24 protein-coding genes and 1 tRNA gene are annotated in these 26,616 nt (G+C 71.5%); 13 read left to right on the forward strand and 12 right to left on the reverse strand.

Annotated features, from left to right (window positions below):
* The first annotated feature begins 237 nt into the window (after positions 1-237).
* From EV279_RS08705 to EV279_RS08715, 3 genes are read left to right on the forward strand one after another with little or no spacing between them, the layout of a single operon-like run.
* Complete coding sequence (locus EV279_RS08705) at positions 238-1,260, forward strand: 3-oxoacyl-ACP synthase III (RefSeq protein ID WP_133542629.1); 1,023 nt, start codon at positions 238-240, stop codon at positions 1,258-1,260.
* Positions 1,257-3,896, forward strand: coding sequence for an alpha/beta fold hydrolase (locus EV279_RS08710; protein ID WP_133542631.1), 2,640 nt, complete (start codon positions 1,257-1,259; stop codon positions 3,894-3,896). The genes EV279_RS08705 and EV279_RS08710 overlap by 4 nt, the downstream gene beginning before the upstream one ends.
* Positions 3,893-4,867 carry an NAD-dependent epimerase/dehydratase family protein gene (locus EV279_RS08715; protein WP_133542633.1) on the forward strand — a complete coding sequence of 325 codons (975 nt, stop codon included), beginning with the start codon at positions 3,893-3,895 and terminating at the stop codon, positions 4,865-4,867. Before EV279_RS08710 ends, EV279_RS08715 begins: the two co-directional genes overlap by 4 nt.
* A 65-nt stretch (positions 4,868-4,932) precedes the next feature.
* On the opposite strand, the gene EV279_RS08720 is transcribed toward EV279_RS08715, so the two are convergent.
* The 5 genes from EV279_RS08720 to EV279_RS08740 form a co-directional block, all read right to left on the reverse strand.
* Positions 4,933-5,370 carry a pyridoxamine 5'-phosphate oxidase family protein gene (locus EV279_RS08720; RefSeq protein WP_133542635.1) on the reverse strand — a complete coding sequence of 146 codons (438 nt, stop codon included), beginning with the start codon at positions 5,368-5,370 and terminating at the stop codon, positions 4,933-4,935.
* Positions 5,371-5,488: 118 nt separating this feature from the next.
* A complete protein-coding gene (locus tag EV279_RS08725; RefSeq protein WP_133542637.1) occupies positions 5,489-5,710 on the reverse strand; it encodes a hypothetical protein in 222 nt (73 codons plus the stop codon).
* A 59-nt stretch (positions 5,711-5,769) separates the two neighbouring features.
* The gene (locus EV279_RS08730) at positions 5,770-6,585 is read right to left on the reverse strand and encodes a hypothetical protein (protein WP_133542639.1); all 816 of its coding nucleotides are present in this window, start codon (positions 6,583-6,585) and stop codon (positions 5,770-5,772) included.
* A 74-nt stretch (positions 6,586-6,659) separates the two neighbouring features.
* Complete coding sequence (locus tag EV279_RS08735) at positions 6,660-7,028, reverse strand: Lsr2 family protein (RefSeq protein ID WP_133542641.1); 369 nt, start codon at positions 7,026-7,028, stop codon at positions 6,660-6,662.
* A gap of 379 nt (positions 7,029-7,407) precedes the next feature.
* Positions 7,408-7,944, reverse strand: a complete 537-nt coding sequence (locus tag EV279_RS08740; protein ID WP_133542643.1) for a methylated-DNA--[protein]-cysteine S-methyltransferase — start codon at positions 7,942-7,944, stop codon at positions 7,408-7,410.
* Positions 7,945-8,120: 176 nt separating this feature from the next.
* Here EV279_RS08740 and EV279_RS08745 point away from each other — a divergent pair, with 176 nt between their 5' ends.
* A complete protein-coding gene (locus tag EV279_RS08745) occupies positions 8,121-11,846 on the forward strand; it encodes an AAA family ATPase (protein WP_243728500.1) in 3,726 nt (1,241 codons plus the stop codon).
* The gene (locus EV279_RS08750; RefSeq protein ID WP_133542645.1) at positions 11,833-12,033 is read left to right on the forward strand and encodes a hypothetical protein; all 201 of its coding nucleotides are present in this window, start codon (positions 11,833-11,835) and stop codon (positions 12,031-12,033) included. Before EV279_RS08745 ends, EV279_RS08750 begins: the two co-directional genes overlap by 14 nt.
* Positions 12,034-12,056: 23 nt before the next feature.
* Here EV279_RS08750 and mscL read toward each other — a convergent pair whose 3' ends face one another.
* From mscL to EV279_RS08765, 3 genes are read right to left on the reverse strand one after another with little or no spacing between them, the layout of a single operon-like run.
* A complete protein-coding gene (mscL, locus tag EV279_RS08755; RefSeq protein WP_133542647.1) occupies positions 12,057-12,479 on the reverse strand; it encodes a large conductance mechanosensitive channel protein MscL in 423 nt (140 codons plus the stop codon).
* 37 nt (positions 12,480-12,516) lie between these two features.
* Entirely contained in the window at positions 12,517-12,897 is a 381-nt protein-coding gene (locus EV279_RS08760) for an FmdB family zinc ribbon protein (RefSeq protein ID WP_133542649.1), read from the reverse strand.
* A 14-nt stretch (positions 12,898-12,911) separates the two neighbouring features.
* Positions 12,912-13,508, reverse strand: a complete 597-nt coding sequence (locus tag EV279_RS08765; RefSeq protein ID WP_133542651.1) for a 5-formyltetrahydrofolate cyclo-ligase — start codon at positions 13,506-13,508, stop codon at positions 12,912-12,914.
* Between the two features lie 81 nt (positions 13,509-13,589).
* Here EV279_RS08765 and galU point away from each other — a divergent pair, with 81 nt between their 5' ends.
* The 5 genes from galU (at position 13,590) to EV279_RS08790 (ending at position 18,241) form a co-directional block, all read left to right on the forward strand.
* Positions 13,590-14,477: a UTP--glucose-1-phosphate uridylyltransferase GalU gene (gene galU, locus EV279_RS08770; protein WP_133542653.1), complete on the forward strand. Its 888-nt coding sequence runs from the start codon at positions 13,590-13,592 to the stop codon at positions 14,475-14,477.
* 23 nt (positions 14,478-14,500) lie between these two features.
* Entirely contained in the window at positions 14,501-15,130 is a 630-nt protein-coding gene (locus tag EV279_RS08775) for a GNAT family protein (RefSeq protein WP_133542655.1), read from the forward strand.
* Positions 15,131-15,439: 309 nt separating this feature from the next.
* Positions 15,440-16,342: a large exoprotein gene (locus EV279_RS08780; RefSeq protein WP_133542657.1), complete on the forward strand. Its 903-nt coding sequence runs from the start codon at positions 15,440-15,442 to the stop codon at positions 16,340-16,342.
* 82 nt (positions 16,343-16,424) lie between these two features.
* A tRNA-Ala gene (locus EV279_RS08785) sits at positions 16,425-16,497 on the forward strand.
* A 121-nt stretch (positions 16,498-16,618) separates the two neighbouring features.
* On the forward strand, positions 16,619-18,241 hold the full coding sequence (locus tag EV279_RS08790; protein ID WP_133542659.1) for an MFS transporter: 1,623 nt from the start codon (positions 16,619-16,621) through the stop codon (positions 18,239-18,241).
* Positions 18,242-18,299: 58 nt separating this feature from the next.
* Here the strand turns inward: EV279_RS08790 and EV279_RS08795 are convergent, their stop codons facing one another.
* Positions 18,300-19,379: a Glu/Leu/Phe/Val dehydrogenase family protein gene (locus tag EV279_RS08795; RefSeq protein ID WP_133542661.1), complete on the reverse strand. Its 1,080-nt coding sequence runs from the start codon at positions 19,377-19,379 to the stop codon at positions 18,300-18,302.
* A 210-nt stretch (positions 19,380-19,589) separates the two neighbouring features.
* Here EV279_RS08795 and EV279_RS08800 point away from each other — a divergent pair, with 210 nt between their 5' ends.
* The 3 genes from EV279_RS08800 (at position 19,590) to EV279_RS08810 (ending at position 22,510) form a co-directional block, all read left to right on the forward strand.
* On the forward strand, positions 19,590-20,390 hold the full coding sequence (locus EV279_RS08800) for a class I SAM-dependent methyltransferase (RefSeq protein ID WP_133542664.1): 801 nt from the start codon (positions 19,590-19,592) through the stop codon (positions 20,388-20,390).
* Between the two features lie 164 nt (positions 20,391-20,554).
* A complete protein-coding gene (locus tag EV279_RS08805; protein WP_133542666.1) occupies positions 20,555-21,994 on the forward strand; it encodes a metallophosphoesterase in 1,440 nt (479 codons plus the stop codon).
* A 39-nt stretch (positions 21,995-22,033) separates the two neighbouring features.
* On the forward strand, positions 22,034-22,510 hold the full coding sequence (locus EV279_RS08810) for a YbaK/EbsC family protein (protein WP_133542668.1): 477 nt from the start codon (positions 22,034-22,036) through the stop codon (positions 22,508-22,510).
* Between the two features lie 108 nt (positions 22,511-22,618).
* Here the strand turns inward: EV279_RS08810 and EV279_RS08815 are convergent, their stop codons facing one another.
* The 3 genes from EV279_RS08815 to EV279_RS08825 form a co-directional block, all read right to left on the reverse strand.
* Positions 22,619-24,511 (reverse strand): glycogen debranching N-terminal domain-containing protein, encoded by a 1,893-nt coding sequence (locus EV279_RS08815; protein WP_133542670.1) that lies wholly within the window; start codon positions 24,509-24,511, stop codon positions 22,619-22,621.
* Positions 24,508-25,326 (reverse strand): carbohydrate ABC transporter permease, encoded by an 819-nt coding sequence (locus EV279_RS08820; RefSeq protein WP_243728608.1) that lies wholly within the window; start codon positions 25,324-25,326, stop codon positions 24,508-24,510. The genes EV279_RS08815 and EV279_RS08820 overlap by 4 nt, the downstream gene beginning before the upstream one ends.
* Positions 25,327-25,409: 83 nt before the next feature.
* Entirely contained in the window at positions 25,410-26,612 is a 1,203-nt protein-coding gene (locus tag EV279_RS08825; RefSeq protein WP_133542674.1) for a sugar ABC transporter permease, read from the reverse strand.
* Between the last annotated feature and the right edge of the window lie 4 nt (positions 26,613-26,616).

The raw sequence follows: 26,616 nt of genomic DNA on the forward strand, positions 1-26,616 counted from the left end.
GCTGCCTTGCATGCCTCATGCTAGAGCCCGGGGGACGCGCGCGGTGCGAACCCCGCGGGCCCGTCGCGAGATGGTCCCGCCCGGTCGAATCGGCCCCGCAGCGACCGGAATTCCGCACCCCCGCACCACCGATCACCCGGAGCAGGTGGTCTATCCGAGCGCAAGCCCCGCGTTTGCACAGGGAACGTGCGGTAATAACTATCGAGGAGGTTCGCTCACGCCTCCGACGGAGGTTCAGTGCCCGGTAACGCCATCGCTCGGTTCGAGAACGTCGCGCTCCTGTCGGTCGCGCGCGTTCTTCCCAGTCGCGTCACGACGTCGGATGAGATCGAGGGGCGCCTCGCTCCCTCGCTCAAGCGGTTGAAGCTCCGCGCGGGACTCCTCCGGCGCGTCGCCGGAGTGCTCGAGCGTCGCAACTGGGCGCCCGGCGAATCCGCCGACCAGGCGACGATCGCCGCGGGACGCCAAGCGCTCGCCGAGGCGGGCGTCGACGCATCCGAGGTCGGTCTGCTGATCAACACGTCCGTGACGCGCGCACACCTCGAGCCCTCCGTCGCCGTCGGCCTGCACCACGGTCTCGACCTGCCGAGCTCCGCGGTCAACTTCGATGTCGCCAACGCGTGCCTCGGCTTCATCAACGGCATGTCGCTCGCCGCGACGATGATCGAGTCCGGGCAGATCCGCTACGCCATCGTGGTGGCCGGCGAGGACGCCGACGAGATCCAGGTCAACACGATCGAACGGCTGCTGCGCAGCGACGGAGACCGCGAGGCGTTCATGAGCGAGTTCGCCTCCCTGACCCTCGGCTCGGGCTCGGCGGCCGCCGTGCTGGGACGCGCCGACGAGCATCCCGAAGGGCACCGCATCCTCGGCGGCGTCACCCGCGCGGCCACGGCATTCCACCAGCTCTGCGTCGGCAGCGTCGACGGCATGTTCACCGACGCGAAGGCTCTTCTCAAAGGCGGCCTCGACCTGGTCGTCTCGGCGTGGAAAGAGGCGGCGGGCGAGTGGGACTGGAAGTCGATGAACCGCTACATCACGCACCAGGTGTCGTCGATCCACACCGACGCGATCGTGAAGGCGGTGAACCTCGACCGGTCGCGCGTGCCGACGACCTTCCCGCGGTTCGGCAACATCGGACCGGCGTCGGTGCCCATCACGCTGGCCGAGGAGCAGGCCACGCTCCGGCGCGGCGACCGTGTGCTGCTGATGGGCGTCGGGTCGGGGCTCAACACGGCGATGATGGAGCTCGCCTGGTGAACGACGCCGTGGCGGGTCCGCCCGCCGGGCTGCCCGGGCTCGACCTCCGGCTCAGCCGCACCCGGTCCGTGCCCGAGCGGGGTACCGGCGCCGTGCACGATTGGCACTACCTCGACACGGGCGACGAGCTGGAGCGCCGGGGGATCACCCCGGTGGGGACGATCCTCGCGGTCCACGGCAATCCGACGTGGTCGTATCTGTGGCGGACCCTCGCCTCCGCGTCGCTCCAGGCCGCCGACGCCGGCGAACCCGCCTGGCGCGTCGTCGCGGTCGACCAGCTCGACATGGGATTCTCCGCTCGTACCGGCGGGAACCGCCGACTGGCCCGCAGGGTCTCCGATCTCGACGATTTCACCGGCGCGATCGGCCTCGCGGGGCCGGTCGTCACCCTCGGGCACGACTGGGGCGGGGTCATCTCACTCGGGTGGGCCGTCGATCATCCCGACGCGCTGGCGGGGGTCATGCTCCTCAACACCGCGGTGCACCAGCCCGACGACGCGCCGATTCCGGCCCCCCTGCGGATCGCGGGTGCCCGCGGGGTCCTGTCCGCGTCGACGGTCGGGACGCCCGCGTTCCTCGAGACGACGCTCGCTCTCGCGCATCCGCCCCTCGCCCGCGACATAAAGGACGCGTATCGCGCTCCGTACCGCTCGACCGCCCGGCGGCGCGGCATCGGGACCTTCGTCGACGACATCCCGGCGGAAGCCGCGCACCCGAGCTTCCCGGAACTCCGCCGCATCGCCGAGGGAGCGGCCGCGCTGAGGGCTCCGGCGCTTTTCCTATGGGGGCCGGAGGACCCCATCTTCAGCGATCGCTACCTCGACGATCTGGCGGACCGGATGCCGCACGCCGACGTGCACCGCTTCGAAGGCGCCGGTCACCTCGTCGCGGAGGACCGCCCGTACGCCGACGCGGTGCTCGCGTGGCTGGGGGACCGCGTGCCGTCCGCCGCGGCGGCGTCCGCGGAGCTCCCGGCGGCCGACGGGGAATCTGCGCCGTACGCCCCCCTGTGGGCCGCGCTCGAGGCGCGCCGCGATGACGACGACGTGGCGGTCATCGACCTGGCCGCACGCGGCGGGCAGCAGCGCCGCGTCAGCTGGCGCCTGCTCGACGACCGGGTCCGGGCGCTCGCCGCGGGATTGACGGAGATCGGCGTGGGCAAGGGGCAGCGGGTCTCCGTCCTCATTCCCCCCGGGCCCACGCTGACGGCGGTCGTCTACGCGTGCGTGCGGATCGGCGCCGTGGTGGTCGTCGCCGACGCGGGGCTGGGCGTGCGCGGGCTGTCCCGCGCCGTGCGCGGCGCGTGGCCCGATGTCGTGATCGGGGAGCTGCCGGGCCTCGCCGCCGCCCGGGCGCTGGGCTGGCCCGGCATCCACATCTCCGTCGCCCCGCTGCCGCGCGTCTCCGCCACGGTGCTGCACGCCTCCACCGATCTGGCGACGATCGCCGCCCGCGGCGCCGAGGCGCCGCTCCCGCCCGAACCCGAGCCGGACGATCCCGCCGCGATCCTGTTCACGTCGGGGTCGACAGGCCCCGCGAAGGGCGTCGCCTATACGCACCGCCAGCTGTCGGCCTTGCGCGATGTGCTCGCGACGCACTTCGGAGTGAGCCGGGACACGGGGCTCGTCACGGGGTTCGCGCCGTTCGCCCTGCTCGGACCGGCTCTCGGAACCCGGTCGGTGACGCCCGACATGAACGTCTCGGCGCCGCGCACCCTCACGGCGACGGCCGTGGCCGCAGCGGTACGGGCCTCGGACGCGCGCATCGTCTTCCTCTCGCCGGCGGCGATCATGAACGTCGTAGCCACAGCGGGGGAGCTCGACGCCGATGACCGCGAGGCGCTCGCGACCGTGCAGACGTTCCTGTCCACCGGCGCCCCGGTCGGGGAGGGGCTGCTGACGGCGGCGGCCGAGCTCATGCCCGAGGCCGAGGCCCACACGCCGTACGGGATGACGGAGTGCCTGCTCGTGACCGATGTGACCCTGTCGGGCATCCGCGAGGTGAGGGATGCCGCGGACCAGGGCGTCTGCGTCGGACGGCCCATCGGGGCGAACCTGATCCTGATCGACCCGCTCGATCCCGACGGCAGGCCGAGCGGACGGCCGAGCGGCGAGCCGGGCGTGCTCGGAGAGGTCGTCGTCTCGGCAGCCCACCTCAAGACCTCCTACGACCGCCTCTGGCTCACCGACCGGCAGGCCGAACGGGATGCGCCCGCGCCCGGGCGCTGGCACCGGACGGGCGACGTCGGGCATCTCGACGCGGCGGGGCGCCTGTGGATCGAGGGGCGCCTGCCCCACGTCTTCGTGACGACCGACGGTCCGACGGCGCCGGTGGGGACCGAGCAGCAGGTCGAGCGCGCCGCCCACGTGCGACGCGCCGCCGTCGTCGGGATCGGTCCTCGCGGCATCCAGCAGGCCGTCGCCGTCGTCGAGACGGACCCCGCCGCGCGGCGCCCCGGGCTCGCCACGCCGGAGCTCACCGACGAGGTCCGCGCGCGCAGCGAGCGGCAGCTGGCCGCCGTGCTCGTGGTGCCGCAGCTGCCCACCGACATCCGGCACAACTCCAAGATCGACCGCACGCGGGTCGCGCGCTGGGCAGAACGAGCCCTCGCGGGTGGCCGCGTGGGCGCGCCGTGATCGTCGCGGTGACCGGCGCGTCGGGCTATCTCGGCCGCGCGGTGGCCGCGCAGCTCGTCGCCGAGGGCCACGACGTCCGCACCCTGCAGCGCCGTCCCAGCTCGGTCGCCGGCGCCGCCGACATCCTGGGAACCGTGACGGATGGGGATGCCGTGGCCCGCGCGCTCGACGGCGCCGACGGCGTCGTGCACCTCGCGGCAAGAGTCTCGCTCGCCGGCGATCCGGCCGAGTTCCGGCACGTCAACGTCGAGGGCACGCGGACGCTGCTGGAACAGGCTCGGAAAGCGGAGGCATCCCGGTTCGTCCACGTGTCGTCGCCTTCCGTCGCGCATGCCGGCTCGGCGCTGGCCGGAGTGGGGGCTGAGCCCGCCTCGCCTCTCGAAGCCCGAGGCGAGTACGCGCGGACCAAGGCGGAGGCGGAGCTTCTGGCGCTCGAGGCGGACTCCGACGACATGCCGGTCGTCGCCGTCCGCCCGCACCTCGTGTGGGGCCCGGGCGACACGCAGCTCGTGGGGCGCATCGTCGACCGGGCGCGCCGCGGCCGGCTGCCACTCCTGGACGGCGGGCGCGCGCTCATCGACTCGACCTACATCGACAACGCGGCGTCCGGCATCGTGGCTGCGCTGCGGCGGGCTCCCGAGGCGCGGGGGCGGGCGTTCGTCGTCACCAACGGCGAGCCGCGCCCGGTCGGCGACCTGCTGGCGGGCATCTGCCGCGCGTGCGGCGTCCGTCCGCCGCAGTGGAGCATCCCGTCTCCGCTGGCCCGCGCGGCGGGCTCGGCGATCGAGAGGGTGTGGTCGCTGCGACCCGGGCGCGACGAGCCGCCGATGACCCGCTTCCTCGCGGAGCAGCTGTCGACCGCGCACTGGTTCGACCAGCGCGAGACGCGGCGCGCCCTCGACTGGGCCCCGACGGTGACGATAGACGAGGGTCTGCGCCGGCTCGCGCGGTATTCCGTCGGATCCGCCTGAGCGCGCCGCCACGACCGGCCGATCGGGGGACGGGACGCGAGTTCTGAAGCGGCGAAGCCTTCGCGTCAGTACTGCTGCACGCCGTACCGGTCCGGTTCCGGTCCGCGCTCGAAGCTGCGGCCAGAGACGCTGCGGGGCTCGACCCGCACGTAGGCGTACTTGAGAGTCGGGATCCAGGGCTGCAGTCCCAGCCCGTCGGCGCGCTCCACCTCTGCGAAGGTGTCGAGCGTCTTGGCGTGTCCGCGCACGATCACGCTCCAGGCATCGACCTCGGTGTGATCGTCGACCTCGAAGAGCACCTCGTCGTTCGCGGTCAGCTCGAACAGCTTCGTGCCCTGCGCCGTGCGGAAGAGCACGCTCTCGCCGTCGGCGACGTAGTTCACCGGAAAGATGTCGATCCGGTCGCCGACGCGGGTGACGAGACGGCCCAGCTCCTGGCCCCGTAGCCGCTCCCAGCACTCCTCGTCCGTCAGAGTCCTGACACTCTCGGAAGCGTCGCTCATCGTTCCCGTCCTTCCCGTCCAGCACCTGCCCGTGCCGCCATCCTGGCACTTCCTCCGTGCCGCGCGCAGGGGCGATCCCGTCGGCCGGGAGACCCCGAGAGCCTGGGCGGGGTTCGGGTCAGAGATCGTCCGCCGGATCGACCCGGGCTCCTGTCGGCGTGCGGAAAGGGCCGTCGGAGACGGGTGGCTCGTCGACGTCGTCGTCGCCCGGCTCGCCGGGGAAGAAGTCCGGTTCCCTCTCGTCCTCGAGGTCGAAGTCCGCGCGCTGCACGGGCTCGTGCTCGCGGCGCACCGCGTCGGGGCCCTGGATCGGCAGGAAGGGGTCTGCAGAGGATGCCACACGGCAAGGATGCCCTCTCTCGGTGACACCGAGGTGAACGAGAAGCCGGGATGCCGCGCTCAGGGCCGGTCGGCGTAGACGACGACCCGGTTGTCGGCCAGCACGAACTGCAGTGCCGTGCCGGTCGGATACTCCGCGCGGAGCTCGTCCGGGAAGGAATCGGCGATCCTGAGTGCCGCGGTGGGCGGGAACCCGCCGGCTCCGCAGCCGACGGTCGTGATCGCCTCGCTCCCCTCGGCCTGGAGGACGAAGAGGCAGGGCACGTCGTTCTCGCGGCCCCAGGGCCGCGGCACGACCGCCACCGTCAGCCCGAGGAACTCCTCGTAGACCTCGGACCCGTCCTGCCGCTGACCGAGGAAGTCCGGCCATTCGGCGTCGGGAGCCTCGCCGAGGGTCGCGACGCTGCCCGGACGAAGCTCCATGACGGCATACGCCGCAAAGGCGCCGATCACGACCGCGAGACCGAGGGCGATCGCCCGCACGAGGATCGGCCGCCGAGGACGCGCCCCGTCCGCGGACGTCGTCGCGGGGTCGCCGGCAGGGTCGCCGGCGGCGCCGAGGTCGCGGGCGGCGCCGGGGTCGGGGGCGGCGCCGGGGTCGGCGACGGTGTCGTGCGGGTCGGCGTCGGACGTGGCCGCGGCGTCGCGCTCGTCCGGGGAGACGATCCCGCTCGAGGCGGCGATCCGAGGCGCGCCGGCAGGCCCGTCTCTCACCGTCGGCGCGACGTCATGGTCGGCCGGGGGCCGCAGCGCGGAGGCCTCGGACTCGAGCTGCCTCAGTCTCTCCGCCGCCGCGGGGTCTCGGTCGATGTCCGCATCCGGGCCGTACGCGCGCTCCCGCAGCGCTCGCAGTTCGTCCCCCATCGAATCCTGCATGGAGACAATTGTTCCATCGCCCGGGAATGGCGGGACCTGCTCCGCGCGCGCCGCGGTCCGGCGGACGGGCGGGGTCAGTGAGCGGCTTCGTAGGCCTCGAGGACGGATGCCGGCACCCGGCCCCGCTCGGAGACCTGATAGCCGTTGGACTTCGCCCATTCACGAACGGGGCCGAAATCCTGCTGGCCGGATCGGCGACGCTTACGGCCGCCGCCACCGCCCGACTGCGGCGAATTCGACGACCTGGCGCCGGTGCGCGAAACGGAACGCGCCGCCTCGACATACCGCGCGAGCGTTTCGCGCAATGCCGTCGCATTGTCATTCGTGAGGTCGATCTCGTAGGCATTGCCGTCGAGGGAGAAGAGCACGGTCTCGCCTTCTCCGACCTCGAGGACGGTGCCGTCCAGGTCGTCGACGAGTTGATGAACGATTCTTCGGGCCATATTCCGACACTACTCCGCCATTTGTCACGGTCGGATGAGAAGTCAACGGGCGCCGAACAATTGCCGCGGGCCGCCGTTCTCATCAGCGTGAATTCGGATGACGCAATTCGGCACGGCACAACGTGACGGTGACGTCTTTCGGCGAGATGGATGCCGCGATCCCGGCGTTCGTCGCCATCGGGCGCTTGGCATGCCGTCGGGCGCTTCGCATGCGGCCGGAGTCGCAGCGCCCCGGCCGGAGTCGCAGCGCCCCGTCCGGCTCGGGATGCCGGCCGGGGCCGCCGCGTGCGGGCGGCCTACTCGCCCGCAGCTCTCACGCGCCGCATCCGTCGCGCACCTCCGCGCGCGCGATCCTGCCGGGCCGTCACGCGAACGGCTGTCACGCGACCGACGCCGCGGGCGCCAGGAGACCGAGTGCCTCGCGTTCGAGGTCGAGAAGGTAGCGCTTGATCTCGGGGTGCCCGCCGTACTCGCCGAGCGATCCGTCGGAGCGGACGACGCGATGCACGGGCACGACGATCGAGAAGGGCGTCGTGGCGCAGGCCGTTCCGACGGCGCGCGCGGCGCCGGGACTGCCCGCCGAGATCGCGACCTCGCCGTAGCCGGCCGTTTCCCCGTACGGGATGTCGCGCACCGCCTCCAGCGCGGCCCGACGGAATCCGCTGACCAGGCGCCAGTCCAGCTCGACGGCGAACTCCCTCCGCCTGCCGTCGAAGTACTCGTCGAGCTGCCGGTCGATATCGCCGCCGGCGCCGTCGTCCGGAGCGGGCAGCGCGTGCAGTGCCGTCGCGACACGGGCCAGCTCCGCGTCGAGCGGCTCATCGAACGGATGCAGCGACACGAGGCCCGCGGGACTCGCGACGATGAGGATCCGTCCGACGGGTGAGGGGTGCACGCGGAACGTGATGTCGGTCATGCGACCATCCTTCCCCCGGGCCGCCGACACGTGCGCGTGCGGACGACGGCCGGGGGAGAGGCATCCCGAATCGCCTCCTGGGGAGGAACGGCTGATCACCCGGCGTGTCGTCCAATACCGCGAAACTCGGACACGGATGCCCGAGGCGCACAGGTACGACGCATACCCTGGCTCGTGTGTGGCGAGCAGACAGAAGCGCCGTCGTCGGCGCGGAGGACCCCGTGCCCGCGGCACACGTGACCCCCGACAGCCTCGGACTCTCGGAGCCGGGGGTGACCGTCGTGCACATCGCCGAGCCGGAGCGCGAGCGCGTGCGGCGTGAGATCGCCCAGCTGGGTGGGCGCTCGACGCTGCTGCACTATCAGGACGCCGCCGAGGCAGGCATCGAGATCACGAAAGCCCACCCCGGCAGCCTCCCGCAGTTCATCACCGGGCGCTCGACTCTGCTGTCGAACCTCTTCCGCGACGAGGTCGCGCTCCGGACGGCGCGCATCGCCGCCGAGCGGCTCACGGCGAAGAACGTCGAGCTGCGCACCGCCCGCGGTCTCGACGTCGTGCGCCTCGGGGTCGGCCTCGCCACGTGGCGCATCGGCGGGCTGCAGTGCACGGCGCCCGTGCTCCTGCGCCCCCTCGCGATCCGCCGGCATCACTCCGACTTCGAGCTCAAGCTGCACGGCGCCTTCACGGTCAACCCCGAGCTCGTCCGGGCGCTCCGCACGCACTTCGGCATCGACGTCGACGGCCGGGCGCTGGCGGCCCTCGCCTACGACGCGGGCGTCTTCAAGCCGCAGCCCGTCATCGATCACCTCCGCGCCCTCACGACGTCGGTCGACACGTTCGTCGTCCGTCCTCGGCTCATCGTCTCGGCCTTCGCCGACATCGGCGCCCCCATGGCGCGCGACGCGGTAGATCTCGACCACCCGTTCCTCAACGCCCTCGCCGGTCACGTCGACGACCGTGAGACCGTGACGATCCGCCGGGAGCCGCCGGCCGTCATCAGCCCCGACGACCGGCCCCCGGCATCCGACACCCTCCTGCTTGACGCGGACGGCGAGCAGGAAGCCGTCCTCGCGCGCATCGCGGCGGGCCACTCGCTCGCCGTGCACACCCTTCCGGGCACCGGCGGCACGCAGACCGTCATCAACGCCGTCGGTCAGCTCGTCAAGGACGGCAGGCGCGTCCTCATCGTGAGCGCGCGCCGCTCCACGCTCGAGGGCGTGCGGCACCGTCTTGCGGGAATCGGACTCGGTGGGCTCGCGGTGTCGCCGCGCGACCTGCAGCGGGACCTGATCCGGGCGATCGGCCGCAACGAGAAGGCCGAACAGCCGAAGGTCTCCGACATCGACGACGCACTCGTGCGTCTCCGCGGAGTGCTGCGCGACTACCGCGGCGCCGTGACGCGCGTCCACCCCGCGCTCGGCGTCTCGATGCTCGACATCCTGCGCCGCCTCTCCGTCCTCACGACCCAGGGGACCGGGCCCGAGACCACGACCCGCTTCGACGCGACGACGCTCGAGCGTCTCGCGAGGGGGCGGGGGGATGCCGCGGCCAAGCTCGCGACGGCGGCTCGACTGGGCGAGTTCCGCGTGGGACCGGGGGAGTCGCCGTGGTACGGCGTCACCTTCGCCACGACCGAACAGGCCCGAGCCGCGCACGGCCTGGCGGCCACGCTGCATCGCAAGAACCTCCCCGCGCTCCTCGAGCGCGGCTACGAGCTCATCGCGCAGACGCGTATGCGCCCGTTCCGCAGCATCACGGAGCTCGGTGTCTACCTCCGCGTCCTGCAGGGGATCCGCGACTCGCTCGACAAGTTCAGTCCGACGGTCTTCGAGCGGCCCCTCGGCGAGCTGATCCAGGCGCACGGTCCCCGCCGGGAGTCGCCCGAGCTCAGCGGGACGCGCCGTCGGCATCTCAAGCGGCTCTCGCGCGAGTACGTCCGTCCGGGCGTGCACATCCCCGACATGTACGAAGCCCTCCTGCGGGTGCAGCAGCAGCGCACGGAGTGGCAGAAGTACGTCGATGTCGGGGTGGTGCCGGAGGTCCCCTTCGGCCTGGCCGACGTGCACGTGGCCTGGCAGCGAGTGGATGCCGAGCTCGGCGAGCTCGACGCGATCCTCGGCCGGGGCGGTGCGGACCGCATGACGACTCTTCCCGTCGCCGAGCTCGTGCGCACGCTCGGCGGTCTCGCCGCCGAGTCGGAGGTGTTCGACAACCTCGTCGAGCGGGCCAAGATCCGCGCCGAGCTCGCGGCGCTGGGCCTGGAGCCGCTCCTCATCGAACTGTCGGTGCGTCACGTGCCGGAAGACCGCGTGGGTGCCGAGCTGGAGTTCGCGTGGTGGCAGTCCGCCCTCGAGCACCTGCTGCGCTCCGACCGCGCGCTGCTCGGCGCGAACACGGCCGTCGTCGATCGCCTGGAGCGCGACTTCCGGCTCGTCGACGAGGCGCATGCCGCGGCATCCGGTCCCCTCCTCGCGGCGCAGCTGGCGACGCAGTGGCGCATCGGCATCGTCGACCACGCCGACGAGGCGGCGGCCCTCAAGCGAGCGCTCAAAGAGGGGGTGGCGGATGCCTCGCACCTCGGCGCCGTCGCGCCGACGCTCCTGCGCACCCTCGCCCCGGTGTGGCTCGCCTCTCCGTACGACGTGCCGGCGATCCCCGACTCGCCGCACTTCGACGTCGTGATCGTCGCCGACGCGGGAGCCGTGTGCCTCGCGGAGGCGGCGCCCGCTCTGCGGCGCGCGCGGCAGGTCGTTGTCTTCGGCGATCCCGTCACGCAGAAGCCCACGCCGTTCCGCATCTCGACGGGGACCCCGACGGCCGACGACGAGGCCGAGGAGCCCTTCGACGGAACGAGCGTGTTCGAGCGCCTCGCCGATCTGCTCCCGGTCGCGACCCTCACGCGCAGCTACCGCGCGGGCGGCGAGGACCTGGCCGAGCTCGTGAACGACGCCTTCTACGGGGGAGAGCTGGCGTCGCTTCCGTGGGCGGGCTCGTACCTCGGCCGGGGAAGCCTCAGCGTCGACTACGTCTCCGGCGGTCACGGCGCACCCGACCCCGTGACGGGCGCCGTGGAGAGCCCGGACGCCGAGGTCAACCGCGTCGTGACGCTCGTCGTCGAGCACGCCGTCAACCGGGGGAGCGAATCCCTCATGGTCGTCACGGCCAGCGCCCGGCATGCCGAGCGCGTGCGTGCCGCCGTCGCCGACGCCTTCGCGGGCCGGTCCGACGTCGCCGACTTCGTCGCACGCGACACCGCGGAGCCTTTCGCCGTGCTGACGCTCGAGGAGTCGGTCGCCGAGAGCCGCGACCGCGTCATCTTCTCGCTCGGCTTCGGTCTGACGCGCCACGGCCGCGTGCTGAGCGACTTCGGCGACCTGTCCACTCCCGACGGCGACCGGCTCCTGACGGTCGGGATGACACGAGCCCGGCGGTCGATGGTCATCGTGTCGTCGATCCGTCCGTCGGCGTTCGACGACGGCCGGCTGGAGTTCGGCGCGGCGACCCTTATGACCATCCTCGGCGGCATCGCGGCGCGCAAGCGCGAAGCGCGGCTGGAGGACCTCGCCGACCCGCTCACGCGCACGCTCGCCCACGAGCTGCGCGCGCTCGGCCTCTCGGTCGATGTGCACTACCGCGGCCTGCTGCCGCTCGTCGCACAGTACGACGGGAAGGCGGTCGTCGCCGAGAGCGATCCGGAGACGATCGGCGAGTCGCTGCGCGAGTCCCTCCGGCTGCGCCCGCAGATCCTCCGCCGGCTCGGCTGGCACTACGTGCGCGTGCACGCCTTCGACCTCTACAGCGACCCCGCCGGCGTCGCCGCGCGGATCGCCGCGCTCCTGGGCGTCCCACCCGAGGCGCCGACGAACGCGACCGACACGCAGCCGCTCGATGTCATCGAGTGACCGGCAGCGGATCGAACGGGTACCGGGCTCGCGCCGGGCGAAGCTGACCCCGGCGCCGGGCACGAGAGCCGAGCCTGTGCCGGGCGATGGAGAGGCGGAGGATGACGCGGCGGACGCGGCATCCACACCCCCCGCCGGCGGCCCCAACGACGAGCGGCTTCGCCGCGACGTGCCCCCGCACTACTGACGCGGCTGCCGAGCGGGATGCCGTCAGGGACGGGGGTCAGGCTGCTGACGCTCGAGAAGGTCGCGGATCTGCGTGAGCAGCTCCTGCTCGGTGGGAAGCGGCTCCTCCTCGGGCTGGCCCGCACCGGCGCGCGCAGCCTGGCGCTCCTTCCAGTGGTTCATCGGCATGACGAACACGAAGTAGACGATGACCGCGACCGCGAGGAAGTTGATCACCGCCCCGACGATGGCGCCGATCATGAAGGTCGACGTGCCGCCCGAAATGGTGGGAACGGCGATCACCCACGAGCTCAGGTCGCCGACCTGGAACACCAGGCCGATCAGCGGGTTGATGAGGCCCTCGACGAGGACGTTGACGATCGCGGTGAAAGCCGCGCCGATGACGACCGCGACCGCCAGGTCGATGACGTTCCCGCGGAGGATGAATTCTTTGAAGCCCTTGATCATGAGTTGCCCCTCGAGGTCACCGGCCCGCCGCCGGAAGTCAGCCCGCGGCGGCGGGTGAGGCCTTCGCCTCGGACTTCGATCCTGTCGAAGTCGGCGACGAGCCGCCACCCGACGAGCCGCTCGACGAGGAGCCGCCCGACGAGGAGCCGCTCGACGAGGAGCCGCTCGACGAGGAGCCGCTCGACGAGGCGCCGCTCGACGAGTCGCTACCCGACGAGGAGCCGGACGACTCCTTCGCCGTCGGGCGCGAATCGGTGCGGTAGAAGCCGGAGCCGTTGAAGGTGACCCCGATCGAGCCGTACTCCTTGCGGAGGGCGCCGCCGCACTCGGGGCACTCCGTGAGCGCGGGATCGGCGAAGGACTGCACCGCGTCGAAGCGGTGCCCGCACTGCTTGCAGGCGTAGGCGTAGGTGGGCATGAGGCCTTCTCGGGTCAGCGCCGCGTGGGCGAGAGGACGAGGGTCTGGGTGGGGGTGACGATGCCGGTGACGGGCTGGTCGTGCAGGTCGCGGGGCACTTCGTCGAGGATCTCGGAGTCGTAGACGACCGCGTACACGGGAGGGCAGCGCTCCATCGAGCCGATCGTCTTGTCGAAGAACCCGCGCCCCCAGCCGAGCCTCATGCCGGAGCGGTCCACGGCGGCGGCGGGGATGACGAGGAGGTCGACGTCGTTGACCGCGATCGGCCCGAGCAACTCGCCGACGGGCTCGGGGAGGCCGAAGTTCCCCTCGGTGATCTCGCCGCCGGGTGTCGCGACCGCCCAGTCCAGCAGTCCGTCCGTGCGGGTGATGGGAAGGAGCACGCGGATGCCGCGGCGCACCGCCCGCTCGACGAACTCGCGCGTGCCCGGCTCGGTCGTCGTCGACAGGAAGCAGGACAGCGAACGCGCGCCGAGGCGTTCGACCAGAGCGTCGAGCTGCGTCGTGACGCCGCGCGCCGCGGCATCCCGCTGCGCATCCGTCAGGAGCTGGCGGCGTTCGCGCAGCTCCGCCCGCAGGGCGCGCTTGGCGTCGGCGATGGCGTCGGACATGGACTCGATTCTAGGCGGGCCGGGCAGACCCGGATTCCGCAAGCCCCGGCGGCCGGGCGGCTCGCTGGCTAGGATCGGGGGATGCCTCACAAGCCCTTCAAGGCGGTCATTCCGGCCGCCGGACTCGGTACGCGGTTCCTCCCGGCCACGAAGGCCATGCCGAAGGAGATGCTGCCGGTCGTCGACAAGCCCGCCATCCAGTACGTCGTCGAAGAGGCGACCCAGGCGGGCATCAGCGACATCCTCATCATCATCGGCCGCAACAAGAACGCGCTGTCGAACCACTTCGACTCGGTGCCCGAGCTCGAGACGAACCTCGAGAAGAAGGGCGACACCGACCGGCTCGCGAAGGTGCAGCAGTCGAGCGACCTCGCCGACATCCACTTCGTGCGTCAGGGCGAGCCGAAGGGCCTGGGCCATGCGGTGCTGCGCGCCCGCTCCCACGTCGGCGACAATCCCTTCGCCGTCCTCCTCGGGGATGACCTCATCGACGACCGAGACCCGCTCCTGACGAAGATGCTCGAGGAGCACGAGCGCACGGGTGCCGCGATCGTCGCGCTCATGGAGGTCGACCCGGCGCACATCCACATGTACGGGGTCGCCTCGGTGGAGGAGGGCTCCGAGGACGGCGTCGTCAAGGTCACGGGGCTCGTCGAGAAGCCGAAGGCCGAGGACGCCCCTTCCAACCTCGCGATCATCGGCCGCTACGTGCTCAGCCCCGCCGTGTTCGACATCCTCGAGCGCACCGAGCCCGGCAAGGGCGGCGAGATCCAGCTGACGGATGCGCTGCAGGAGCTCGCCGCGGATCCGGACGGCCCCGGCGTGTACGGCGTGGTTTTCCGGGGCCGTCGCTACGACACCGGCGATAGGGTGGACTACATCAAGGCCATCGTGCAGCTCGCAGCCGATCGTGAGGATCTGGGGCCCGATCTGCGACCCTGGTTCAAGGAGTTCGCGGCGACACTGTGACGCCGCCCGGCTGAGGGGGTTGCGTGGAACTGACCGCTCCTCGTCGGCAGGGGCCGATCTCGATCCGGCTCATCCGTCAGCGCGACGCGCGGACTCTGCAGAACGAGCTGCTCACGAACCGATCGTGGCTGCGGCCGTGGGAGGCGACGAGTCCGGACGGCCCCGTGTCGTTCGACATGAGGCTCGGCATCCGTCGCCTGCTGCAGCAGTATCGCGACGGCGCCGGCGTCCCCTTCGTCATGGAGTACGACGGAGAGATCGCCGGGCAGCTGAACGTGTGGGGGATCGCCCGGGGGTCGCTCGCCTCGGCGACGATCGGCTATTGGGTGAGTGAGCGCTTCGCCGGGCGCAACATCACCCCGACGGCGGTGGCGATGGCGACCGACATCTGCTTCAGCGAACTGCGCCTGCATCGCATGGAGATCTGCATCCGCCCGGAGAACCGCGCGAGCCTTCGCGTCGTGGAGAAGCTCGGCTTCCGGTACGAGGGGCTGCGGCGCCGCTTCATCCACATCGACGGAGACTGGCGCGACCACTACGCGTTCGCGCTCGTGCGCGAAGAGGTGCCCGAGGGCGTGCTCGAGCGGTGGGTGCAGGGCCGCGCTCCGCAGGACGCCGCGGTCATCCCGCCAGCGGACCGGCTGCACGCCTGACCCGCCGCATCGGGTCCTGCGGCCTGTCGGCGCGGCGTCTTGGCGTCGCGATTCGGCGTGTCTCGGCGTGTCGGCGCGGCGTCTTGGCGTTGCGGTTCGGCGTGTCGGCGCGGTTCAGTTGGCGCATGCAGTCGGATGCCGCGGCCGGGCGCGACGAAGTGCGCCAGGTGAGCGAGCCTCATCCTGCGGAACGCCGCAAGCGGACGGCGGAACGCGACACGCCCGGCGCACGCCCGGCGCATCCTGCGGCTCCGAGCGACACGCCGGTATATCACCGCCCTCGGACATCGGCTCGCTTACCGTGGACGCATGGGTGGGCAGGTGCTCGGCGGTGGGGTCATCGTCCTCGTGGCCGCCCTCCTGTGGCTCGTGTACCTCCTGCCCTCGTGGGCGAGCCGGCGGCAGTACGACGCCGCCGAGCGCAACGCCGTCCGACTCAATCAGGCGCTGCGCGTACTCGCCGAGACCAGCGAGACGCCCGAGGAGGTGCGCCTCGAGCTCAACGCCCGCACGGCGCTGGCTCAGCAGAAGGCGGCGCGCCGGGCGCTCGCCGAGCAGGAGGAGCTCGCCAAGCGCACCCAGACCGAGCTCGACCAAGCCCGTCTCGAGGAGGCGCGCATCGCGCTCGCAGCGGCACGCGATCTGCCCGCCGCGCGTCGGGCACGCGCTCGCCGTCGCGCTCGCCTCGTCACGACGATGCTCGCGCTCGTCGCGCTGGGACTGTCGGCGTGGGGCGTGTGGGAGGTCGCGACGGTCGGCGTCTGGACGACGCTCGCGTGGGGCGGCGCCCTGGTCGTCGCCTCCGCGCTGCTGCTGCGACGGATGGCGCGCGTGGGTCGCCGTGCGGGAGTGTCGACGGCGGTGACGGATGCCGCGGCCCTCGCGACGGGATCGGTTCAGGACGTCGAACTCGGCACCGAGCAGCGGGCGTGGCAGCCGCGCGAGCTGCCGCGGCCGCTCACCGCCTCGGCGGGGTCGCGCGCCGCCGCCGTGCTCGATGTCGTCGACGCGCGCGAGGCCCTTCGCGAGGCCGCGCGGGAGGAGGCGATGCGGGCCCGCGCCGAGGCGCAGCGTCCGGCGTCGATCGACGCGGCACGCCGTGCCCGCGCGCAGCAGGCGCCGGCCGAGTCCGCGCGCACGGGGTCTGCCGAGGACGCCGAGATCGAGGCCCACGTCCGCCGTCTCCTCGAGCGGCGCGCCTCGGGCCAGTAGCGCCGGGCGCGCATGCACGCGTCCCACCTCTCCCGTCGGTTCGGAGGGCCTCGGCGAGCGTGATAATGTAACGGAGGTTCTCGGGCCTGTGGCGCAGTTGGTAGCGCGCTTCGTTCGCAATGAAGAGGTCAGGGGTTCGAATCCCCTCAGGTCCACCGAAACAGCAGAGCAGCCCCTCGTGCTCCGCGTGCCTCTCCGTCGGCTGATGCCGCGATCCTCACCCGTTTCGGGTCGCGGCGACCGGACCCGCCCGGGCGGTCGCAATAGGCTCCGATCATGAAGCGCTGGTTCGTCATCATCGTCCTCGCGGTGTCGCAGTTCGTCATGGTGCTCGACAGCACCGTGATGAACGTGTCGATCTCGCAGGTCGCACAAGACCTCGACACCACGATCACCGGGATGCAGGCCGCGATCACGTTCTACACGCTCACGATGGCCGCGTTCATGCTCACGGGTGGCAAGCTGGGCGACAAGTGGGGCCGCGGCCGGGCGTTCAAGATCGGCTCGGTCATCTACGGCATCGGCTCGCTGCTGACGGCCCTGAGCCCCAACCTGCCGATGCTGCTGTTCGGCTGGTCGCTCGTGGAGGGGCTGGGCGCGGTGCTCGTCATCCCCGCGATCGCCGCACTCGCCGCGATCAACTACTCCGGCAAGGCGCGCGTCGCCGCCTTCTCGATCCTCGGCGCCGTGACGGGGCTCGCTGCTGCGGCGGGGCCCCTCATCGGCGGCCTGGTGACGACCTACGCGTCCTGGCGCTATGTCTTCGTCGCCGAGACGATCGTCATGATCGCCGTCCTCCTCGTCTCAGGGCGCATCAAGGACGTGCCGGCCGACCGCGGCCTGAAGATCGACGTCCTGAGCGTCATCCTCTCCGCTGCGGGCATGGCGCTCGTCGTCTTCGGCGTGCTGCAGTCCAAGACATGGGGGTGGTTCATCCCGCTCAACCCGCCCGTCGTCGGCGGGGTGGAGATCGCGCCCCTTGGCGTCTCGCCGGTGACCTACCTGATCCTCCTCGGGATCATCGTGCTGTGGTGGTTCGTGCAGCGCCAGCGCACGCTTCAGGAGAAGGGGCGGATGCCTCTGCTCAAGGTGGGACTGTTTCGCATCGCGGCGCTGCGCAGCGGGCTGTCGGGCTTCCTCGTGCAGTACTTCGCGATCGCGGCGCTGTTTTTCGTCATCCCCGTGTACCTCCAGACCATGCAGGGCTACGACGCGCTCGAGACCGGCCTCAAGATTCTGCCGCTCTCGGCAGGACTCATCCTCTTCTCCGTGCTCGGATCGTGGCTCACCTCGCGCCGGTCGGCGAAGCGCATCGCGCAGATCGGCCAGATCACCATGGCGATCGGGCTGCTCTTCGTGCTCGTGGCGATCCAGCCCGAGCTCGCCGGATGGCCGTTCGCGATCGGCATGTTCGTCGTGGGGGCCGGGTTCGGCCTCCTCGCCTCGCAGCTCGGCAACGTGAACATGTCGGCGGTGGAGAAGGACGACACGTCGGAGGTCGGCGGCCTGCAGGGCACCTTCCAGAACCTCGGATCCTCGTTCGGCACGGCCATCGTGGGGTCGGTCTTCATCCTGCTGCTCGCCTCCGGCTTCGGCGCGGCCGTCGCCGAGAACGCCACGATCGACGACGACTCGCGCCAGCAGGTGACCGAGTATCTCGAGCAGGGCGTGCCGATCATCTCGCAGGACGAGGCCGAGCAGCTCGTCCTCGACTCGGGCGGCTCAGCCGAGGTCGCGAGCGCGATCGCGGGCGACTACGCCGAGTCGCAGGTGGAGGCCCTCAAGCAGGCGATCTTCATCGTGTTCGCGCTCATGGTGCTCTCGCTCCTGCTGTCGCGGAACCTCCCGGCCGAGATCGCGGCGAGACCCGAGTCGGTCGAGGAGGAGGTCGTCACCTGACCGCTCCTCAGACGACGGATGCCCCGGCCGGCGCGGCCGGGGCATCCGTGCCCAGGGGTCAGGCGAGCGCGTGCTCGCCCTGACGGGCGCCCATGGCGAGGCGCTCCGCCGCGAGTCCCTCGGCGGCCTCGAGCGGGGTCACGCCGCGGTGCTCGGCTTCGTCGAAGATCCGCCGCAGCGTGTCGCCGATGGCAGCGACGCGGTCCATGATCTCGGAGCGGGTGCCGAGCTTCTTCGCCTCGAGGTCGAGGTAGATCACGCCACCCGCGTTCACGACGAAGTCGGGTGCATAGAGGATGCCGCGCCGGGCTAGCCGGTCGGCTCCCTCGTGTGCGGCGAGGGGGTTGTTCGCGGGGCCGCAGACCGCCTTCGCGTCGAGCGCGTCGATGACCTCGTCGGTCAGGACGCCTCCGATGCCCGCGGGCACGAACACGTCTGCCGGGATGAGGTGCTCCGTGCCCGGCTCCGCCCAGCGGGCGCCGAGCTCGAGCGCGAGGTCGCGCTTGGCGGGATTGACGTCCGTGACGATGAGCTGCGCGCCCTCGGCGGAGAGGCGGACCGCGAGGCGGCTGCCGACCTGACCCAGGCCCGCGATGGTGACCGCGCGTCCCGCGACGTCTGCGGAACCGGTGACCCGCTCGAGCGTCGCGCGCAGCGACTCGTACACGCCCAGGCTCGTGGGTCCGGCAGGCTCGCCGGAACCGCCCACCGCGTCGGGGAGTCCCACGACGTGGTCGGTGCGCTCGCTCACGACGAGCATGTCGTCGGTCGTCGACCCGACGTCCTCCGCCGTGCGATACAGACCGTGCAGCGACTCCACGGCATCGCCGAGGTCGAGGAAGGCCGCGCGGCGCCGCTCGGCGTCGAGCGCCGTGCCGGGCTCGAGGCGGATGACCGACTTGCCGCCTCCCGCGTTCAAGCCCGCCGCCGCGTTCTTGAGCGTCATGGCGGCCGACAGCCGGAGGGCGTCGCCGAGCGCGTCCTTCCAGTGGTCGTAGGTCCACAGCCGCGCGCCGCCCAGTGCTGAGCCGAGCACGGAGGAGTGGAGGGCGACGGCGATGAACAGTCCGCTGCGGCGCCCGGTGATCACCTCCACGCGCTCGTGCGTGAAGTCGGGCAGGGGCAGGGTGTGCGTCATCGCGTTCCTCTTTCGGCTGGCCTTGTGGGCTGTGCTCGGCGGGCGCCGCAGCGTCGCGGCATCCTTCTTCCATTGCACCACCGTCTGACGGAGTGTTCAACTCCTCCGCGGAATGTTGCGCAATCTGCTGAGCGAGACCGGACCACATGTGCCCTCGTGCGCTTCCGTAACGTGTCGATCGCACCGGTGCGGCCGGATTACTGTCGGAGCATGCCCGAGAAGTACACGCACGGCCATCACGAGAGCGTCCTGCGCGCCCACGAGCGCCGCACGGTGGCGAACTCGGCCGCCTACCTCCTCCCGCACCTCCGGACGGGGCTGCGCGTGCTCGACGTCGGATCGGGTCCCGGCACGATCACGGTCGACCTCGCCGAGCGCGTAGCGCCGGGATCGGTCGTGGGATTGGATGCCGCCGCCGACGTCGTCGAGAAGGCGGCCGCGCTCGCCGCCCAGCGAGGAGTGGGGAACGTCTCGTTCGCGACGGGCGACGCGTATGCCCTCGAGGCGGAGGACGGCGCCTTCGACGTCGTGCACGCACACCAGGTGCTCCAGCACCTGGCGCGTCCCGTCGAGGCGCTGCGCGAGTTCCGGCGCGTCCTCGCCCCGGGCGGGGTGGTCGCCGTGCGGGACGTCGACTACCAGGGCGTCATCTGGTATCCCGCCGTGCCCGGGCTGGACGAGTGGCACGACGTGTACCTGCGGGTGCACCGGCTCGTCTCGGGGGAGCCGGCCGCCGGGCGTCGTCTCAAGGCATGGGCGCGCGAGGCCGGATTCGCCCAGGTCGAGTCGTCAGCGTCGCTCTGGCTCTTCGAGTCGCCCGAGGCTCGCCAGTGGTGGGGTGGATCCTGGGCGGATCGGGCGCTCCACTCGTCCTTCGCCGAGCACGCGGTGTCGCACGGCATCACCGATCGGGCGGGGCTCGAGCGCATCGCTGAGGGGTGGCGGGAGTGGGCCGCGTCGGACGACGGCTGGTTCTTCATGCCGCACGGCGAGGTCCTCGCCCGCGGCTGATCTATCGCCTCCGGCCGGTGCCGCGACCTGATCTCTCACCGCATCTTCACAGAGTTCGAACGGCGGATGGGGTAATTTGGCTTGCCTGTATGCGATCGGCACCGGAGGGCGACCGGGGCCGACCGCACGAAGTCACTGGGGCATGTGATTCAAGGACAGAACCCATGTCGAGCCTCCAGACCCTTTCGAGAACCCGAACTCTCCTTCTCCTGATCGGCACGATGGTGCTGATCCTGGGGGCGTCCCTGCTGTCCGGTCCACGGGCGTCCGCGGCGGTCGAGGCCGACTGCGCGTCGTTCGACTCCGAGCTTCTCCAGGTCGTCCGGCCCGCCAGCACCGCGAGTCTCGTCACCCTTTCTTCCGACGAGGCGGACTCCGCGGCGGCGCTCTACGGGTTCACCGGAGATGAGGGCGTGCTCGCGAAGGTGGCCGACTCCGCCGGCACCGGACTGACACCCGTCTGGCGCCTCTACCGGGCGGGCGACTTCCTGTGGGCGGCGGAGGGCCCCGATCTCGACGCGGCGGTGGCCGCCGGCTACGCGAAGCAGTTCGTCGGCTTCTACGCCTCGACCTCTGACAGCGGCTGCCTCACGCCCGTCTACCAACTCTCGCGCAACGGCTTCCATCGGCTCGCGGATGCGGCCGATCGCGACGCGCTCCTCGCGGCGGGCTGGACGCTCGATCGCGTCGCGTTCTACGCCGTCATCGGTGCGGGCGCACCGGCGGACGACGACACGAAGTTCAGCATCGCCGTCATCCCCGACACCCAGAACGAGGTGACGGCGAGCGACAACCGCTTCGCCAACCGGGTGTCGTGGCTCGTCGGGAACGAGGAGCGCCTCGACCTGCGCTACGCGACGCAGGTCGGCGATCTCTCGAACTGGGGTGCCGCCGATCCCGCGCAGTTCGCGCGGGCCAGCACCGAGCTGAAGCCGCTCGAGCAGACGATGCCCTGGTCGGGCGCGATCGGCAACCACGACACGGGAGCCGTGTGCCCGGGCGGTTCCGCGTGCCCCGGCATCAGCGCCAACGTGGCCGTGCGAGACACGGCCGACTACAACGCCTACTTCCCGGTGTCGCGCTTCCCGGGCCTCGAGGGCGTCTTCGAGAACGGCAAGGTCGACAACGCGTTCCACGTGTTCCAGGCGGGCGGAGCGGACTGGCTCGTGCTGAACCTCGAGCTGTGGCCCCGCGCCGAGGCCGTCACGTGGGCCCGATCCGTCGTCGAGAGCCACCCCGGCCACAACGTCATCGTCGTCACGCACGCGTACCTCGAGGGCGACGGGTCGATCAGCGGCAGCAACGGGGGCTACGGCGCGACGTCGCCGCGCTACCTGTACGACAACCTGATCAAGCTCTACCCGAACATCAAGATCGTGCTCTCGGGTCACGTCGGGACAGCGGGCAGCCGCACCGACGTGGGCGTGCACGGGAACAAGATCCTGAGCATCCTCACCACGTACCACAGCACGACCAACCCCGTGCGGATCCTCGAGATCGACACGGCGGCCGGCACGGCGACCTCGTCGGTGTACGCGCCGTACACCAACACGAGCTTCCCGGGCGATGCGACCTCGACGAGCGGGCTCAGCTTCCTGAGGTAAGGTTCGCGGCGGGCAGAAGCGGGGTCATAGGCTGAGCCGGTGACCGCGCACCTGCCTGCCCGAAGCCGCCTCGTCCACGACTCGCTGCGGGCGGCCGGCATCACCGGAGACATCGTGGTGCTGCCCGACGCCGCATCCACGGCGCCGCTCGCGGCGGCGGCACTCGGGGTCGAGGTCGGGGCGATCGCGAACAGCCTCGTCTTCTGGTCCGACGGCGAGCCGCTCCTGGTGATGACGAGCGGCGCGCACCGCGTCGACACCCGTGCACTCGCCGAGCGACTGGGCCGCACATCGATCCAGCGCGCGTCGGCGGACCAGGTGCGCGAGGCGACCGGGCAGGCGATCGGCGGCGTCGCGCCCACGGGGCATCCATCCCCCCTGCCCACGGTCGTCGACGAGGACCTGGCGGGCTACCCCGAGATCTGGGCGGCGGGCGGCACCCCGCACACCGTCTTCCCGATGACCTACGATGAGCTCCTTCGCCTCACGGGTGGCACGGTCGCGAAGGTCGACTGACCGCGCGGGACGGCGCCGAGATCGCACGGATGACGAGGCGCGCCGTCCGCCGGACGTGATCCGCGCGATCTCGACGGCCCCCCGCCGGCCCGACACTGCGCGGTCGGCTCAGCGCGCCCGCACGATCTCGAGGCACGTGATGGCCGCCGCCGCCGACCAGGCCTGCGGACGGCACGCGGCCGGATAGGGCGCGGGGACGGGGGTGTCGGTGCGCGCGTCGCCCGCATACAGCTCGGGCATGCGGAAGGCGAACGCCTCGGCGGCCGCGAGGAGACCGTCCACGACCGCGAGCGCCTCGTCGCGGCATCCCGCCCTCGCCATCCCCCGGGCGACGATCGCGGCGTCATGCGGCCACACGGATCCTCCGTGGTAACTGAGCGGCCAGTATCCCGCGGCGCCCGTCGACATCGTCCGCACGCCGAAGCCGGACGACATCGCGTCGCTCGTGAGGAGAGCCGCGATGGAGCGCTCCTGCTCGGGATCGAGGATGCCGGTGCCCAGGAGGTGCCCGATGTTCGAGGTCAGCGTGTCGACCGCGGCGCCGTCGCGATCCAGCGCGATGGCGGGATAGGCGCCCTCCGCAGTGGTCACCCAGAACCGCTCGCCGAACCGCTGCCGCATGCCCGCCGCCCACGCGCGCAGCTCCTCGGCGCCGTCCTCCCCGAGCGCGTCGAGCAGATCGGCGCCGGCGACGGCCGCCTCGTACGCATACCCCTGGACCTCGCAGAGGGCGATCGGGCCCTGCGCCAGAGTGCCGTCGCGCCACTGGATCGAGTCGCCGGAGTCCTTCCATCCCTGGTTGGACAATCCGTGGCCGGTCTCGTCGACGTAGTCGAGGAAGCCGCTGTCGCCGGCGCTCGCCACGATCCAGCCGAGGGCGGCGCGGAGGTGGGGGAGGAGCGCGCGCACCTCCGCATCGGGCATCCCCGCCTCGCGGGCCTCGGCGAGGAGGGCGACCCACAGCGGGGTCGCGTCCACGGTGCCGTAGTAGACGGGCGGCAGGACGATGCCCTCACCCGGCATCGCGAACTGCCCCGCGCGCAGCTCATGCAGGATCTTCCCGGGCTCCTCCGCCGTCGCCGGGTCGGATCTCATCCCCTGCAGCCCCGCGAGCACGCGGAGAGTGGATGCCGCGATCCCGACGTCGACGGGGAGCATGAGCCGGGCCGCCCACAGCGAGTCCCGGCCGAAGAGGGTGAAGAACCACGGCGCGCCCGCCGCCAGGAACTCGTCGCCCGGGGCGCCGGGGAGAGCGAGCCGGAGCGCGTCGAGGTCCGACAGCGCGCGCTCGGCCCAGCGCCGCAGGCGCGGATCGACCGACGCGTCGCCGGTGTACGCCCCGGTCCAGCGTGGAGCGGGCGACCCGGCGCGCACCACGAGCGCCGGATCGTGCAGGGTCACGACCACCTCGGCCGACCACTCGCCGTGAGGCGGACACCGCACCTCCCACTCGAGCGTGACGGCGTCGTCCGCCTCGATCGCGGCCCCGGGGGCCGCGATCGTCATCGCGGACTCTCCGTGCTCGATGCGAATCCCGCCATCCGCGGGCACGGCGCGCAGCGACGATTCCGCGATCACGCCGGCCTTCACGTCGGGCAGCGACGTGGCGTCCGGCACGAGCCGCAGTCGCAGGGCCGTCGTCGTCGGCTCGTCGAGGTGGGAGCGCACCGTCAGTCGCTCGCGCACGACCCCGGCCGAGACGGTCCGGCGGCGCAGCAGTCGCACCTTCGGGTCGGGCCAGCGGTCGTCGACGCCGCGCAGGAGCGCGCCGAACTCGACGGTGGATGCCGACACCTCGGCGACGGAGATCGGCTCGGGGCTCTTCCGCTCGTCGCCTGCGGAGTAGGTCACCGCGAGCTCCCGGACGAACCGGGTGTCGCCGTGATAGACCCCGTCGATCGGCCGGCCGCCGAGGTCGCCCGCGCGCCCCGACCACACCTGGGTCGGAGCGCACAGCGCGACGACGGCGTCGGAGAGGAAGGGCTGGAGTCCCTCGGTCACTCCTTCACCGCTCCTTGACTCGAGTTCATGATCCGCCGCTGGAAGATAAAGAACAGCACCGCGACCGGGATGGTCATGATGAGCGCGGCGGCGAGCTTGAGCGGGTACTGCGTGCCCTGACTCAAAGCGCCCGAGGCGAGCCCCGCGACGCCCTTCGTGAGCGTCGTGAGCTCGGGGGACTGCGTCGACACGATGAAGTGCGACAGCTCGTTCCACGACCCCTGGAACGACAGGATCACGATCGTGATGAGCGCCGGGCGGGCCATCGGCAGCACGACCGACCAGAAGATCCGGAACGTCCCCGCGCCGTCGATCCGGGCCTGTTCCTCCACTGAGGCGGGGATCGACTCGAAGAAGTTCTTCATGATGAACACGCCCGCGGCATCCACCAGCAGCGGCAGAATCATCCCCGCATACGAGTCGTAGATCCCGAGCTGGTTGATCACGAGGAACCTCGGGATCAGGAGGACGACGCTCGGAACAGCCATCACGGCGATGACTCCGGCGAAGACCAGCCCGCGCCCGCGGAAGTTCAGCCGCGCCAGAGCGTAGCCCGCGAGCGACACGAAGAACACGCGAAGCAGGGTGACGCAGATCGTGACGATCGCGGAGTTGCGGAACCAGACGGGGAAGTCGCTGCGCAGGAACAGGCGCTCGTACGCGGCGGTCGTCCAGACCTGGGGGATCAGCGACACCGGATTGATCGCCGCCTCGGCGTCGCTCTTGAACGAGGTGGAGAGCTGCACGAGGAACGGGTAGATGTAGATCAGCGAGATGAGGATCAGCAGCGCGTAGAGGCCGATCTGCCACCACATCCCGCTGCGGCTCCGACGCGTGCCGGGGCGGGGAGCCGGCGTGCCGGTCTTCGACGGAGGCGCCTCGCGGAGTGTCGTCGCGGTCATGACCGGGCTCCCTTCCCGAGGTCGTCCGCCCCGCCCGGTGTCTGGGCAGGATCGGGTGGTGCCGGCACCTGGCGTGAGGCGATCGTCGCGGGACTCGCCGTCGCGGGGCGGGCCGGCAGCTCGTACTGGCGTGCGCGGCGACGCGAGACGGGCCGCTCCCGCAGCACCCATCGCTGCAGGATGGTGAAGAGCACGATGATCCCGAACAGGATGAACGCGATCGCCGCGCCCTGGCCCCAGTTCTGGTCGAGGAAGCCCGCGTCGTACGACAGGTAGGCGGGTGTCAGCGTGGTCTTGGCCGGCTGACCCTTCGTGCCGGTGTAGATCTGGTCGAAGACCTGCCAGCAGCCGATCAGCCCGAGGGTGAGGACCGTGAACAGCGCCGGCTTGAGCTGCGGCAGCGTGACGCGCCAGAAGCGCTGCCAGGCGTTCGCGCCGTCGACCATCGCCGCCTCCTGGATCTCCGGACCGATGTTCTGCAGTGCGGCGAGGAACAGCAGCATGAAGGTGCCGCTCGTCGTGAAGATCGCCATGAGGATGAAGGCCGACATGGCGATCGAGGGTCCGGCTCCCCAGTTCCACCACGAGACGGCCAGGAAGCCGTTCCCGGTGAGCACGCTGGGCCCCTCCCGGACGCCGAGGCCCGACAGGACGACGTGGAAGATCCCCCGGGGGTCGGCGAACCAGTTGGGTCCCGTGATCCCGACCAGCGCGAGGAACGCGTTGACCGGGCCGCGGGGATTGAACAGGAACAGCCAGAGCACCGTGATCGCGACGCTGGCCGTCACCGAGGGGAAGTAGAAGGCGGTCCGGAAGAACCCGCGGCCGCGGAGGATCGCGCCGTTGACGAGGAGCGCGAGGAACAGCGACAGCGCCGTCTGCAGCGGAACGACCAGGATCACGTACCACGTGTTGTTGCGCATCGCGGTGCCGAAGTCGCGCGCCGTCAGGCCCTCGCCGGTCGTGACGCTCGCATAGTTCTCGAGGCCGACGAAGTTGACGTTGCCCGAGAAGGGACTCCCGCGACCGCCCCAGTCCGAGACGCTGACCCACAGCGCCATGAGGACGGGGATGAAGAGGAAGATCCCGAGGATGACGATCACGGGTGCGGTGAAGATCCACCCCGCGAGCGCCTCGCCGCGCCGGATCCCCGAGCCGGAGGTCCTTCCGCGGCGAGGCGCTGTGACGGTTGCAGTCATCGGA

It is taken from the genome of Microbacterium sp. BK668 (assembly GCF_004362195.1).
In the GTDB taxonomy this organism is placed as follows: domain Bacteria; phylum Actinomycetota; class Actinomycetes; order Actinomycetales; family Microbacteriaceae; genus Microbacterium.